Annotated in this window: 12 protein-coding genes; 1 reads left to right on the top strand and 11 read right to left on the bottom strand. The window is 52.3% G+C overall.

The features are described 5' to 3' along the window. Window positions 1–212: 212 nt before the first annotated feature. From Q1A20_RS25380 to Q1A20_RS25330, 11 genes are all read right to left on the bottom strand, one after another. Window positions 213–830 carry a HEPN domain-containing protein gene (locus tag Q1A20_RS25380; RefSeq protein WP_299919507.1) on the bottom strand — a complete coding sequence of 206 codons (618 nt, stop codon included), beginning with the start codon at window positions 828–830 and terminating at the stop codon, window positions 213–215. A 1-nt stretch (window position 831) separates the two neighbouring features. Further along, window positions 832–2,004 (bottom strand): DUF262 domain-containing protein, encoded by a 1,173-nt coding sequence (locus Q1A20_RS25375; RefSeq protein ID WP_299919504.1) that lies wholly within the window; start codon window positions 2,002–2,004, stop codon window positions 832–834. A gap of 489 nt (window positions 2,005–2,493) precedes the next feature. Then, the gene (locus tag Q1A20_RS25370; protein ID WP_299919502.1) at window positions 2,494–2,922 is read right to left on the bottom strand and encodes a VOC family protein; all 429 of its coding nucleotides are present in this window, start codon (window positions 2,920–2,922) and stop codon (window positions 2,494–2,496) included. Between the two features lie 539 nt (window positions 2,923–3,461). Then, complete coding sequence (locus Q1A20_RS25365) at window positions 3,462–4,304, bottom strand: hypothetical protein (RefSeq protein WP_299410536.1); 843 nt, start codon at window positions 4,302–4,304, stop codon at window positions 3,462–3,464. Continuing rightward, window positions 4,301–5,164, bottom strand: a complete 864-nt coding sequence (cdd, locus tag Q1A20_RS25360) for a cytidine deaminase (protein ID WP_299410538.1) — start codon at window positions 5,162–5,164, stop codon at window positions 4,301–4,303. Before cdd ends, Q1A20_RS25365 begins: the two co-directional genes overlap by 4 nt. Beyond that, complete coding sequence (locus tag Q1A20_RS25355) at window positions 5,161–6,549, bottom strand: Dyp-type peroxidase (RefSeq protein ID WP_299410540.1); 1,389 nt, start codon at window positions 6,547–6,549, stop codon at window positions 5,161–5,163. The genes cdd and Q1A20_RS25355 overlap by 4 nt, the downstream gene beginning before the upstream one ends. Further along, window positions 6,546–9,116: a pyruvate formate lyase family protein gene (locus Q1A20_RS25350; protein ID WP_299410541.1), complete on the bottom strand. Its 2,571-nt coding sequence runs from the start codon at window positions 9,114–9,116 to the stop codon at window positions 6,546–6,548. The genes Q1A20_RS25355 and Q1A20_RS25350 overlap by 4 nt, the downstream gene beginning before the upstream one ends. A gap of 204 nt (window positions 9,117–9,320) precedes the next feature. Continuing rightward, window positions 9,321–10,262, bottom strand: coding sequence for a hypothetical protein (locus Q1A20_RS25345; RefSeq protein WP_299410543.1), 942 nt, complete (start codon window positions 10,260–10,262; stop codon window positions 9,321–9,323). A 175-nt stretch (window positions 10,263–10,437) separates the two neighbouring features. Beyond that, window positions 10,438–11,436, bottom strand: a complete 999-nt coding sequence (locus tag Q1A20_RS25340) for a DNA/RNA non-specific endonuclease (RefSeq protein WP_299410544.1) — start codon at window positions 11,434–11,436, stop codon at window positions 10,438–10,440. A 1-nt stretch (window position 11,437) separates the two neighbouring features. Continuing rightward, window positions 11,438–12,061, bottom strand: coding sequence for a hypothetical protein (locus Q1A20_RS25335; RefSeq protein WP_299410546.1), 624 nt, complete (start codon window positions 12,059–12,061; stop codon window positions 11,438–11,440). Continuing rightward, window positions 12,042–12,488, bottom strand: coding sequence for a hypothetical protein (locus tag Q1A20_RS25330; RefSeq protein WP_299919496.1), 447 nt, complete (start codon window positions 12,486–12,488; stop codon window positions 12,042–12,044). Before Q1A20_RS25330 ends, Q1A20_RS25335 begins: the two co-directional genes overlap by 20 nt. Window positions 12,489–12,609: 121 nt before the next feature. Between Q1A20_RS25330 and Q1A20_RS25325 the strand changes: the two genes are divergently transcribed. After that, window positions 12,610–12,944, top strand: a 335-nt coding sequence (locus Q1A20_RS25325; RefSeq protein ID WP_299919494.1) for a hypothetical protein, incomplete at its 3' end; no start/stop codon positions are given.

Below are 12,944 nucleotides of genomic sequence, written 5' to 3'. Positions count from 1 at the left end.
CAAGGGGATGGCGAGGTAGTGTGGAGGGGGGCTGAGCCTTTGTTGCAGCCTGTTCAAAAGACAGCAATGCGCAGAAAGCGGGCTTTGCAAAGTTGCAAAATGTGGATCGGCCGCTTAGCGCTGACGTCCCATTCCCGCTGTTGGGCAATCGGTCAAGATGCTGTAGTCGTTGCCCGCGTTCCTGCCCTTCGCGGCGCACGTATTCCCAACGCTCACTTTAGGCCCGAAGCCAAAAGATCGAACGCTTCAATTTCATCGACAAGGAACTCTATGTCCTGCAATTCGTCATCAAATGGATCGCGTACCTTTGGCAAAGATACTTGGGAATTTTGGTGAACATGGTCACCCCGCCGTTTCCCAAGGTTTTTCAACTGTATCAATAGCGCTTCATCGAACTGATTGGGAGTCATTCCAATTGGAAGGTACAACTCAGATATGTTCTTGGGCATAATTCCATGATTGCCCTTTATGGCTGACCGTTGAGCAGAGATAGCATTACCAACAAGAGTTTCGAATTTGCTCTTGCGTCCTTGCTCAGTAGGATTGTCGGGTAGACTTAGTTGTTTTTGAGACCGGTACGCCAGCATCGCAGCAACTGCATTGGTCACACGCCCGTGCCGATGCCAATGCCTCTCTGCAGCAGTAACAATTTTGCTCGCCACGGTTTCAAGGTAGATTTCCACTTCCGCATGGCAGAACGTAATGAATGCTCGGCATTGGGTTAGCTCGTGGACCGAGTAACTTCCATCCAATCGTTTCTGAAAATTGAGGAACTGGCCTCTAAGGTTACCAACATTCTTCCTGAGCGTTCCGTATTCTCTTGAAGGCAAGTCATACTCCGAAATCAATGGTCGGCACGTTCAATCCAGAAATCTGGGAAAGTGCTTTGGCCCACTTGTTGAATCGGTTGTCGTTCGCTTCGTTGGTTTTGGTTGTCCGTTCGATAGAAGCCAAGAAATCTGGGTCTTGATCGCATAAACGTTTGAACTCGGTGACAATCTCACAACTCTTTCCGCCCAATGCGGCACGCAATTGCGGGTCTCCAAAGAAATGCAACATTATGTCAAAAACCGCTCGGTTCTTCCGTGGCTCAAACTGTTCACCATTCCATTTCCGAAGGTAATTCTCGGCTCCAAAAACCTCTTCAGTAAAGGAAAAAGCGTCTTCCATGGCTTGGACTTGTTCCTCCAGCATCAGTTGACTCTGTGCCCAAGACTCATTGAACCGTCGAGTTGTATCGTCAAGAAATAGCTTCAGATTTCCAGCGTATTCCGAAGCAGAATTTTTGTATGCTAAATATCTTAGAAGTACTTCTGCATCCCTCATCCGGAAGTCTGGCTCTTTGAGCTTCAACGCTGCCCGCAAGCCGATGGATTCGGCAGAAGTATCGTCTACGAAGTTCGAAAAGGGACCGGGATGCAGGGCCTGGCGCAGTTCTTGGGGGGAGAGTTGAACGCTACCTGTATTGATCCGAAGGAAAACCTCCCAAAGATACGTTTCACTTTTCCAGTTTCGAATGACGATCGTTCGAATGCTGGCATTTTGAAATGCAGCGAGATCCTCGGAAAGACCTTCATCATCCAGAAGGCTTTTGTACATTTTTTTGTTAAGGTCGTTTCGTTCTTTCAAGCCCTTAAGCTTTAGCGGTTTGAAGCCGCTTTCATCCCCTTCTGATGCAAATCTGCGAATTGCGAGAAGCCGTTGCTTCCCATCAATCACTATATAAGAACCCTTCTTACGCTTGTCCTCCGCCAAAATAAGCTGCGGAATAGGAAGTCCAAGAATCAAGGATTCTACGAACAAGCTCTGCTTATTCTCCGACCAAGCGGAACGCCTCTGAAAAGAAGGATTAAGGTCAATGTTGCCTCTGTTAAGCTGAGATAGCACAGTCTCGGCTGTCCAGTCAGTCGACCATAGCGCTGCGCCGTCCGCCCAGTTGTCGACGTGCTCAAGATCGTCCAAGTCCTCATTAATGTCCGTATCGAGAAGTGCTTCTTCAGTCATCTTTATTCTTCCGGATTGGAACAAGTTGAGGGTGTGTCATCAATAATGTCAGAGCCTAGACAAAAAAGCTTGTAGTTGCCACGGTGATTTTGCACCTAGGTACAAGAGCTACATAAACCAGCATGCATTGGTGTTCACTGGCAGCGAAAGTCGGCTCTGCTGCCGCAGGCATTGGCGAGTCGGTAAGATGGGTGGACGACCAATCGTGTCTCCTTTGGGCTGCACCCGTCAACCGACCAAAACCGTCGGATGTCGGCAGCGAGCCCATCCTGTGAGTTCGTTTTTTATGCTGCGAGTGCTCGCAGCGCGCATTTTTCTGCGGACGCACAAAAACTCGTGTTACAGGGTCCAGAAAAATCGGCCGTTCATGAGCTATGCAGCGAAAATTTTACATTTCCGCATTGGCATTCTACAAGGCCCCTTGTCGTGTAAGGGTTTCAAGAACACCGCTGATCTCCAGTTTTGAACAATAGGATTTAGAATGTAAGCTTACTCGATAAGAACCTGAGCCAGTAGAATGATGTTCTGGTCTAAATCGTTCATCGATGCGATGCGAACAGCATCATACTCCAAGATGGGTCCGTTAAAAGTGACACCACGTGCGCTTAGAGTTTGTACTACTGCTTCGAGGGGTTCACTCACACGCAACTCTACATTGATTGCACCCACCGCTCCAGCGGCTACTGTCTTGGGTGGATTTGCAGGATGAAGCCCCAGCGTTAGACCGCTTCCTGCGTCAAGCTCTGCCCAAGTTTCGCCTACACGGTTTCGCAATCTAAGCCCAAGAACCTCAGTGTAAAAAATAACAGATTTATCCATATTTTTTACGTATATAGATGCGTTGCCGCCATTGATCATTGTATCCCCCAAAAAAGCCAAATGCCCTTGAAGCAATGTCAAGAGTAATTCTACAGCCAAACATAGACCCTAACGCACGCTACCAACTCGCCATGTTGTTGACAATTGCTAAGGAGATTTCGGTTCGCAATTCGCATGAAACATGAAACATGAAACAACTAACCTCGGCCCTGAAACTAGGCCATAGGGATGTCAGTAATCCGTGCCTTTGCTCTGCTGTCCAACCTTCAGTACTCTGAGCCAGAGTTTTCGTCTTTTCTCGGCATGGCGGGCTATTGTCGCGATCTGAGATTGCCAGCGTTATTAGGGAATAAGCCCAATCGTGCTGTGCGGTCGTTCTTCGTAGCACCCACGAAGAACCGTGTTGTGCGGGCACAAGAGTTTTTCGTGACTCTCGCCTGGATCGAGTTAACCAGAAAAAACCTCAGCATGACCCAATTTCAGGTAGCGTGTAAAATCCACCGAAGATTTCAGAAATCGCTGGATGACCGCCCAGGTCATGTGAGCGCCGTTTTCGCATTCTGATTTTTCTTTGCCCGCGTTCATACTTTGAAAGAACAGCAGGCAGTACTAGCGTTGAACTCGACTTACCTTGAACGTCAATTGATAAAACCCGCAATCGACGATTTCTGCTGTGTTACCGGAAAGTCGATAGGATAAACTTCCAATTTAACATGGCGTCCGCTATGCGTGTTAATCGCAAAGAAACGCTTGTCGGGATGTTTCTCCTTGGTCTCGGCCATGGCCTTGACAATCAAATCGATATTGCCCGGATCGTCATCAGACATACCAAAACGGTGTGGCGGTTCAGACCCGTAGTCTTCTAGCCCCTTCTCAACCGTCTGGTGAATCGCATAGCGTTTGAGCATGGATGTCGGATCTTTGAGTTTCTCGACAGCCTCGCGCTCATCATCGTTCGGAATATTTGCGAGAATCTGCGCGCGAGAGGCGTCATTCGAAACCGCGTAGATCGAAAGATAGTTGGGCTCTTTTTCGATATAACCTGCCGCCAGCAGAATCTGTATTCCAACCTTGATCGTTTCGGCGGAATGGCCCCGCGCAGTGATGATCGACAGCGGGCGACCGTTGTTGCAGGCGTGAACGAACATCGACCACGAAGGAGCTTGCCAATCGGAGGGGTCCTTTTTGGCCAATGCCTCCTTGATGTCGGCAACCAGATACTCTTCGGTATCGTCGTCAGCGCCGCTTCTGACCCTATCTCGGAAAAAGCGGTAGGTTCCGTCATAGATCTCATAGTCCTGCCAGAATCCATGCTCACCCAGTTGTTGTCGTACCGCTGCGAATTCATGAGTACCGATCAGTTTCTCTTTACCGGTCACCGTGTTCCTCAGCGCAACTTTCGTGTCCAGGAACAACGTGTTGTCGTCGAGATCGAACAGATAGAACGTCCAGCTACCATCTTCGCGTGCACCTTTGCTCATGAGGCTTCTCCTATTGTTAGTTCAATGGCTTCACTGCGCGCATTGGGAGCGCACCACGAGAAAAATTTGTTGCCGAATGCAAAGTGATCGACCGGCGAAGCGCGCAACTGGGCGCTCGCCCAGCTGACAATATCGCTTGCCTTGCGCCCCGACATAATCACCTGTGCGATCGTCGCCTGAAACGGCGGGAGGCTCGGATTGAAGGCTGCATTTTCGAGGTATTGCCCCCGGAACCGAACGCCGTCGGCAAATTCGACGGCCAGTCCTGCTGGCGCCTTCGAATATGGGGCATAGCTCTCATTGGCGGCAGTAGTTGCCGCTGCTCCAAGGTCTGATAGCGCGCTGGTTGCGACGAGTTGGTGGTCCGCTAACTTCATCAGTCCGCCTTCCACCCCCAGTTCGCGCGGGCCAAAAGAGTAGGGGAGGAAGCTTTCTAATGTTACCGCGGGTCTACCTGGAATAACAATTTCGAGCGTTTCGGCGCTGTCAAGCTCATTCAGAAACTGGCGGCAATGCCCACAGGGCGGCGCGCTGATCGAGATTCTGGATAGACCGACTTCGCCTGCACCGATGGCATTAGCAACAAGGCATTGCTCACCGTGCACCGTCTGAGCGAGCGGTGCCCCTGCAAACTCAAAGTTTGCGCCAAGGATGAGCGCACCCGATCTGCCGAGGCCAACCGCCCCGACCTTGTAGCCAGAGACTTCGGGCTGCGCATAGTCTGCCGCGACCAAGATCATCTCTCGCATTAAATCGTCTATGTGCTGGCCACCGGCCAGCGCTGCGACCTCGTTGGCGGGCAACACCCCTCCGGGGTTGTCCTCAAGGAAATCTCGGGCGCGCGAGGCCGTATCGCTCATTCGAACATACCCCTACCAAAATAGTCATTTTTACTCCGCAGTCCCGGCGGGCAGAAATAGTATCCGCCATCGACCGTGGTCAGGACGCCGGCTGCGTAGAGCACGTCTTTCCCCGTGTCCGGCACCGGGAAATCAGTATTCATCTGCCACATGTTAGTGACATGCTCGAATTGCTGCTGGATGCTTTTCATGAAGGCGACGAAATGCAGCCCGTTTTTCGATCTACCTTGCGCATCGATCCCATCGAAGAACGGGTAAGGCCGACGCAAGAAGCGGCGTTCAAGATCGTTAAGCCCGAAAAGGTCGGGGGTATTGCGGCGTGGTTGCACCTTGCGAATATGTGAATTGAGCGCGCCATCCTTCGGATCGGTGTGTGACGCGAAAACCGGCGTCAGCCCGCCTGCGCCCCTGCTCTCGCGAGAAAGTGGTCTACCGGTCTCCCTGTGGCGCCCGATCATCGCTTCCTGGTGATCCTTCATCGGGCCTTCCCAAAGCGGCATGTTCTCCGTGATCTTGCGATAAACCATGTAGCTGCCGTTCAGACACCATTCCGGCTCATCGTCGATATCCTCGACAAAAACGAGCCGCTTCATCTCATTGCGATCCATTTGGAGGTTCTGGATACCATCGTCGAAACGCAGGAATTCGCGTTTATCTTTGCGGCCAAAACCCTGTTCAACATCGAAAAAGCGCAGCATGGGGCGGGGATTCGCGCCGTGGTGTATATTGCTGAATCGCGGGTTCAGGTATTCGCTGAAAAACCGCGCGATTGATGTGTTTACATAAGGATGATCACTCGAGATCAGCAAAATCAGGTCACTGGCCTGATTGTCGGTGTCAAAAGTTTCGGCATCCCCGGGGAATGTCGGCATCGTTTTGAGCCATTGAGGTCTGGCAGCGGCGAGGCCATAACGATCTTGCCCGTCCTGATCGATGAACAGGCTCGCTCCAAAACCCACGGTCACCGTGACGCGATAGGACTTGGGGATCGTTTCCAATACGCCTACATGCGCGTCGGAAGGGCCTTTCTCGATCTCTTTAACCGCGAACTGAGTGAGAAGTATTAGCAAAGCCTGCAATTCCGCGCGATCTGCCGCCAGCACATTGGCACGCAGGATCGTCAGAAAATCCTGCCGGGCGGTCCTCCCAGAATACTCCGCAGCATAGCGTTCGCGTACCGTGTACTCGCTGCCGTCGCGCGAACCAACAATGATTTGTTCGAGCACGTCGCGATCTTCTGCTTTCGACTCGGTGGCTACTCCGATTGCGTCGTCGTAGGTCATGGGCCACATCGGATCTATGATGCCGCCTTGATAGGGGAAGCTCTTGTTGAACAAGCTGACTGGCAGTGGAAGTTCAATTTTATTGGTAGGTTTATCACTCATTTTGCGCCTCCGTCCGCCAAGTAAAGCGGTCTGCGACGGTGTTGCTGTTTATGGTTGTCGAACAGCGTGCTGTAGAACTCGGTCCAACCGCCCATGCGGACCCGGAGCAAATCGAAATCGTCCGGACGCGCAGATGCCGCCTCCAAGGTTTCATGGTTTGCCACCGTGACCGTCATCATGTTACTGCCTTCGCCTTTAGCAAACCTGCGTAGGATCGACGCCAGCTCGTCTGGGGGGAAGTCTTCACGGATGTTAATGTCTGCGGGCGCGCCATCGCTGAGGCGGTTAATGGCTTTGTCGTTCCAGGATGGCAGGGCAGCGGAAAATGTGGTCTGCAACAACGGCTCGCCTGTCTCCGGGTTGCGTGGGTCGAGATCCTGCGGCCAAGGCGATGCCGCAAGGTCGGATGCAATTGGCTGGCCGGCACTGCGACCGTCGGGGGTCGCACCGGCAAACATCCCTCCAAAAGCATATTGCTCGAACGTGCCGACACCGGGCGTGATTGCCATGATGAACGGGTTATCCGCGCTCCCGAACTGCTCCTGCAATCGTTCAAGCCCGGCCGTGTGGACCGAATGCTCCAAAGCTTCGCGGTTGGCGTCACAGAACGTGTCGATTACCCGCCAAGCGAGTTCGTCAACCTCGCGATTGCCATGCCCGAATTTCTGCTGAACAAGGCACATTTCGCGAATTTCGGAGATCCTCTCGACAGTTGGCCGTTTGCCGATCGTTATCGGACGCTTTCCCCAGTCCGACCGGAGACAGGCGACCAGCTCCTCGAGCGATATGACTCCCTCATCGAACACCAACTTGCGGATCACATGCATCGAATCCGCAACCGTACTGATCCCTGTCATCAGCGGTGCAAACACATGGTAGTGTGCTCCGCCATCATAAAAATCGCGGCCCTTCTCGATACAGCCCTTGATCATCGAAGACAGGATCGGCGAAGGGCAGACCCGCCCTTTCGCACCGTAAGCAGCGAGCAAACCCGCAACCCCACGATGCGAGCTCAAAACAACATGGTGTTCGAATATTGAATAGAAGTCTTCGAAGTCCTTGATGTCGCGTGCCTGCGGCGTTCGCCAGCTGGCCTTAGTCCCGCGCAGATGGGTTGCCCCGGAACCACCGAACCCCGCGCCGGAGTTGAGCGCTTTTTCTAGATTGTCGATCCCGAACACGTAGTAAAAGCTGAACTCGGTCTTGCCCGCAAAATGCGTCTCATAGCAGCCATCGCAGGCGTAATCGCGCGCGTCGGACAGCCGTACCTCGTCATGCGTTTCATAAAGTGCTGGAATGATTTTGTCGTCATTCATCAGGATCGGGTGCGCGCCGCCGCTCAGGATCGCACTAGCGGCGAGATCAAGTATATCAGCGGGAATATCTTTGTGCACACGCAAATCGACTGTCGGACAATTAAAGGGCAGCTTGCGTGTAGAGTTCAAGCACAGCCGGGTCACCGCATTGCAAGCATCGCGTGATTCCAGCGCTTCGTCCGCGATCACTCCGCCAAGGGTCACTTGCTGCATCCACTGGTTGACCAGCGCGCCTTGGTCAAAGTTGCTCGGCCCACCCACGCCCATCAGCGCGCCATCTGCGGAAGTGAAGTGGTCAGCGACGTGACTATTGTCGAGTGTCGCGCGTTCATCGAGCTTCACCCAAAGGCAGTCAATGATCTCCTGAGCGTCGGCTTCATTCAGCTCATCCGTGTCAAGAAAAGGCTGCAGTATTTGGTCGAGCCGCCCGAGCGAGCTGAGTTCACCGGTCCAGTGCAGGGCACAGTTCATCAGGTAGATGCACTGCACGGCGTCAAGGAAACCTTTGCATGGCTTCGCAGGTACTCGGCGCAATCGATCTGCAGCATCCCGCATTCCCGCGATTCGTTGTTTAAGGATATCGACCTGCGCGTGATCCGGGTGCCCTTTGAGGATCGCGTCACATTTATCAGCTTCGCGCTCGCACTCAGCCGCATAGCCTTCGGCAAAATCGAGCACACCCTCTAATGCAATCTGCACGCCTGCATAAAACGCGACCTGGCGCGCGTCTTTGGCATTTTTGGCGCGAGCTGCGCAATCTGCGATAATCGCATCGATACCCTCGTTAACTACCTTTGCATGGTCGGGGCAGATATGGCCAAAGTTGGACCAGGCGTTAAGGAAACCCACCTCGTTTCGAAGAGCCTCGTCACCCTCATCACCTTCCTGAAAGTACTCCATGACTTCTTTGCCTTGCCCAACCGAAAAGGGAGGCATAGCGCCCACGATCAGTTCGTCTGGGTGAACCTTCATAAAGCCGTCGTGACGGTATTCAGGATCAACTAGCTTGCGCAGGGTTTCCGCCATGGCGTGGCCACGACGAATTTCGAGAGGCTGCGCCATGATATCAGTGCCCAGCGTGGCGACATCGCGAATATGCCCAAAATAGCCGAATTCGGGAAAAGGTTGCCGAGTCCGCCAACCCTCGAACATGGCAAGCATCAAACGGCAAACACGCGGCCGAGGAAGATCCGCGTTCCCAGGTGGTAGCATCTCGAGGTGCTGCCAGTATTGCAGGATACTGTGATGCATGTTCCCCTCCCGGAGGGCTTGCTCTTGGCGCTCTACAACTTGAACTGGCGAATACAGTCGCTGATGAGGTAGATCTCAGTTCGGTTCAGAGCAGTTGGTAATTCAACAGCTGCTTGTTATTCCCGTGCACTCACGGTGCCCTCGTCGTTGTTGCAACAAGCCATCATCGTAATTATCCGCACCAATCATTGGCTGGCCGACTAACTATCTCGGGTCCATGTCGTCGACATAGTCCTTCACGCTCAACTTGATCATGTAATGATCCGACAGGAACCGATCATGGGCCTGAAGGTCGGAGGACCGCATTATGTATTGTCGGGTATATTGAAGTTCCCGGCGATCCTTTGCGACGAAGGCTCGGTCGAATGGTGCCTCACCGTATTGAGAGCTCCAATAGGTTGCCCCGTCATTATTATTCAGATCGATAAACCCGCTATCAACAAAAGTCTCAATAGCGGGTTCGGAATTGTTTAGTATGTTCGTGTCGCCAATTACGATCAGCGTTGGATCGATCGCGCCGTTCTGAAGGCCTTTCACCAACTCATTGCACAGGGTGATTGCTTCTTTGGCGCGCTTACGACGGTTCTCAGTGACTCCACCATAGTTCGATTTCATATGAATAGGAACGACGGAAAGTTTTCGACCTTCCTGTACTATTTTCCATTCGCCGTTCTCGTCCTTGCGCCAAATTTTGATGTCAGAAGTAAAGTTGCAGACATGAGGTTTTCGGTCCCAAAGATTGTCGCCATCTTCGAAATGCGAAACGGGCAGAGGTTGCATATCGTCTAGTTTGACGCGAGTGGCATCCCACATTACCGCACAGAGTTGGCTCTTATCACCTGACGTCCGGTTCGGAATAATTTGGTATTGCCATTCATTTCCGAGATGTTCCTCCAGCAGATAACAAACGACGTCGAGATCTCCATTACGTCGGTCGGAAGTCGCTTTGCTTGGGATTGGCGGACTGCCTTCCACGAGCCGCACTTCCTCCTCTTTCGGAGTCACATAGACTTCTTGCAGCACTAGAATATCGATACCCGCCATTTCGATATGATCAGCCAAGGCGAATGCACTCTGTCGGCGCTGCTCGCGTTGATGGCCACTCAAATGTTCGATATTCCAACTTGCGATCTGTAAAAAGCTCACAGTAAATCTCTCCTAATAGTCGTTTTGGCTTTATACGCCACCCCAAGGACAACCTTAAGTAAGTTTTAGCTAATTTCAATGGTTGTGAGGTTCCCTGCTTTGCACTAGATGGCGTTGGGCACACGTGTACGGCATCGTGTGGTACAAAGATTACGCCATTTTGACACTATCAGGTTCAGCGAAAGCGCTGTTGCGTGCAATGAGCTTTTTTTACAATCTCACTGCGCAGATCAAGCGTTGGGAAGAAACTCAGGCCGGTTAATTCCTCAATTACATTGATCGAAACCTGCCAGGTTTGCAGATAGTCATTGGTCGAAACATACCCCTTTTTACGCTGTGTGTGACTGACATTCGAGATCAGGTGTGCAAAAGTTCGGCCATCATCCGGAAGGTGCACGATTTTATATAGGCCCACGGGTACACCGACCCCTCCTTCTGCAGGGCAGACCGCCGACAAATTTTCGTCATTTTCATCGCAGATCGCGGTTTTGGCTTTTTGCCGTTCGAGCACAATCTCGTTGTCGCAACCGTTCTCGCTCTCTCTGATTGTGATCTTATCTTTACCCCGTGGCGGATAGACGGGCCCAGTAAACACAAACACCCTCTCGCCGGACAACGCCAAGTTTTTGACTCTTTTCTCTAGTGAACTCCAGACGCCGGAGTTGAATCCATCCTGCCACTGCGGGACTGCATTTGAAAAAGTGAAAGTCTGGCCCATCCAATCGGTGTGGCAGGAGAAGTTCGCCGAAGCTGCCATATGACCGCGTGCCCAACCACTGTTTGTGTAGGCGCTATCGGGGACCGGCCTGATGTTTTCGCTTTCATCGAACTCGCGATGGTTCCAGTCAGCCTCTCCCTCTTCGCGTTTGAAGTTTTCCTTTGCTATATCTGCGTCAATAAACTCTGCCACCCAGATCGGCGTGCGCGTAATGTTGTTGTAAAGCGCGCAGAACCGGTCAAAACACACCTCGGCGAGATTTTCGTGTGTGACCAAACCATGATCGAAAACCGGGAGTCCTATCTCACCGTTCATAAAGTTTTGCACGTCGGTCGAGGCATGTAGTGTACATGCCGGCAAAGGGTCATCCGCATAGACTGGCGTTGTGAATAAGAGGCCCAAAGCTGCCGTACCCAATCGCCAAACGCTCTGGCAAGCATATGATAGACGGGCCATCCTATTGCTCCTTGCTTTGGGCCGCAGCAGCTTCGCGGGCCGCCTTTGCCGCAGCATCCGCTTCTTTTGCAAACCGTTCTGCCCGTTCAGCCAGTTCCACAGGGTCGGGGGGTGTTTCCACCTTCATTGCGGCATTCTTTGCCGCCTGCTGCGAGACGGATTTCGAAACGACAAAACTGCCGCCGGAAAGGCCCAGTAAAATCAAAACATTATCTGGAATATTGACAAAACCACCTGCCTCAATGGACAGCATGAGAAAGAGCCCCGCAATCACGAAAGTGAAAACAAGGAATTGGAAGCGTGACAGGCTTGCTTTGGGTCGGTTATTGACCGTGGCGACCGTATCCGGTTCGGAAATGATGCCGAAGAGATCAACCTTTCCGTCGATGATCTGCCACAGAACCGCAGCTGCAAAGGCGACAATCACAGCCGAAAATGCCACGAAACCGACGACTGCGATGTCAAAAGGGCGGGCGCCTTTGTTTATGGCATAGATCGCTCCGCCACTGACCAAAATAAGGAACGCCAAGATGAATCCAACGCTATAATTGCGCCGGCGAATAGCACGTTCTTCTGCAATCCGGCGATCGGTTTCGCTTGCGAAATCACTCGAAAAATCTGTCATTCCCAAAAATCCCCTTACCTATTCTAATAACTTTGCCGCCAAGATACGCCCCTTGACCGCCGCCAAAAACGTAAAGCGCCTCCTCCGGCAGATCGGGCATCATCAATGAACAGTCATCTATATTGACATCACAGAGCGGCACCCGAAGCGTGTGGATTACATAGTAAAAGGCTATGCCTAGTGTCACCATGAACAAGCCGACCCGCTCTGGGTCAATGCCTTCTGTGCCTTGCGAGTGAAATATTCCAACGGTCGCGATGTCTCCATTGACCAACTTCGAAGTCACGACGACAGACAGAGCGCCAAGCCAGACAAGCAGTGCGATCTCTAGCAGATTGATGAGTGACGAAAGCACAAATTCTATTCCCAACGTCAAAGATAGCATCATGTTAGCATAGGATCCGCTCATCTCTGCAAGAAAGTTCAAAGCATTGCCAGATGCGAGCCGCTAAAGTACCGGACATAACAGGATAATAGGATAAGCTGCCTTCCCACCAAGAACGCGGCTATTTTCATGGAAACAGCGGAGGGAAAGGAGCACTCCGACGGTGATCACAGTTCCGGCGTTGATCTGGGGAAGACGACCTGCAGTGTTGCGGGTCTCGATAGTCGCTCCCGCCTGCAGCGAAAGGGCGGTATGTATTTTGCCGGTTTCTTCCAATTCGAATGACCGCAACCGAGAAATTCGCTGCGTCGCCGAAATTTCGCAACTGCAAGTGCGAGCATTTTTTGCGCAAGCATTGGTTGCGCTGGCAAAAGGCGGGTTTGTCCGCATCACCGACCTCTGCCGCTCAAATCCAATGTCGGCTTCTCTAATTGGGCGTTTGGGTCAAGCTCGTTTTCCTTCTTTGTTTGGGGCCGTTGTCGCTCATCCGGGTCACGC

This window comes from uncultured Roseobacter sp., assembly GCF_947501835.1.
Classification (GTDB): Bacteria; Pseudomonadota; Alphaproteobacteria; order Rhodobacterales; family Rhodobacteraceae; genus Roseobacter.
The sequence above is the reverse complement of the archived record's forward strand: the minus strand, read 5'-3'. Positions and strand labels throughout refer to the sequence as shown.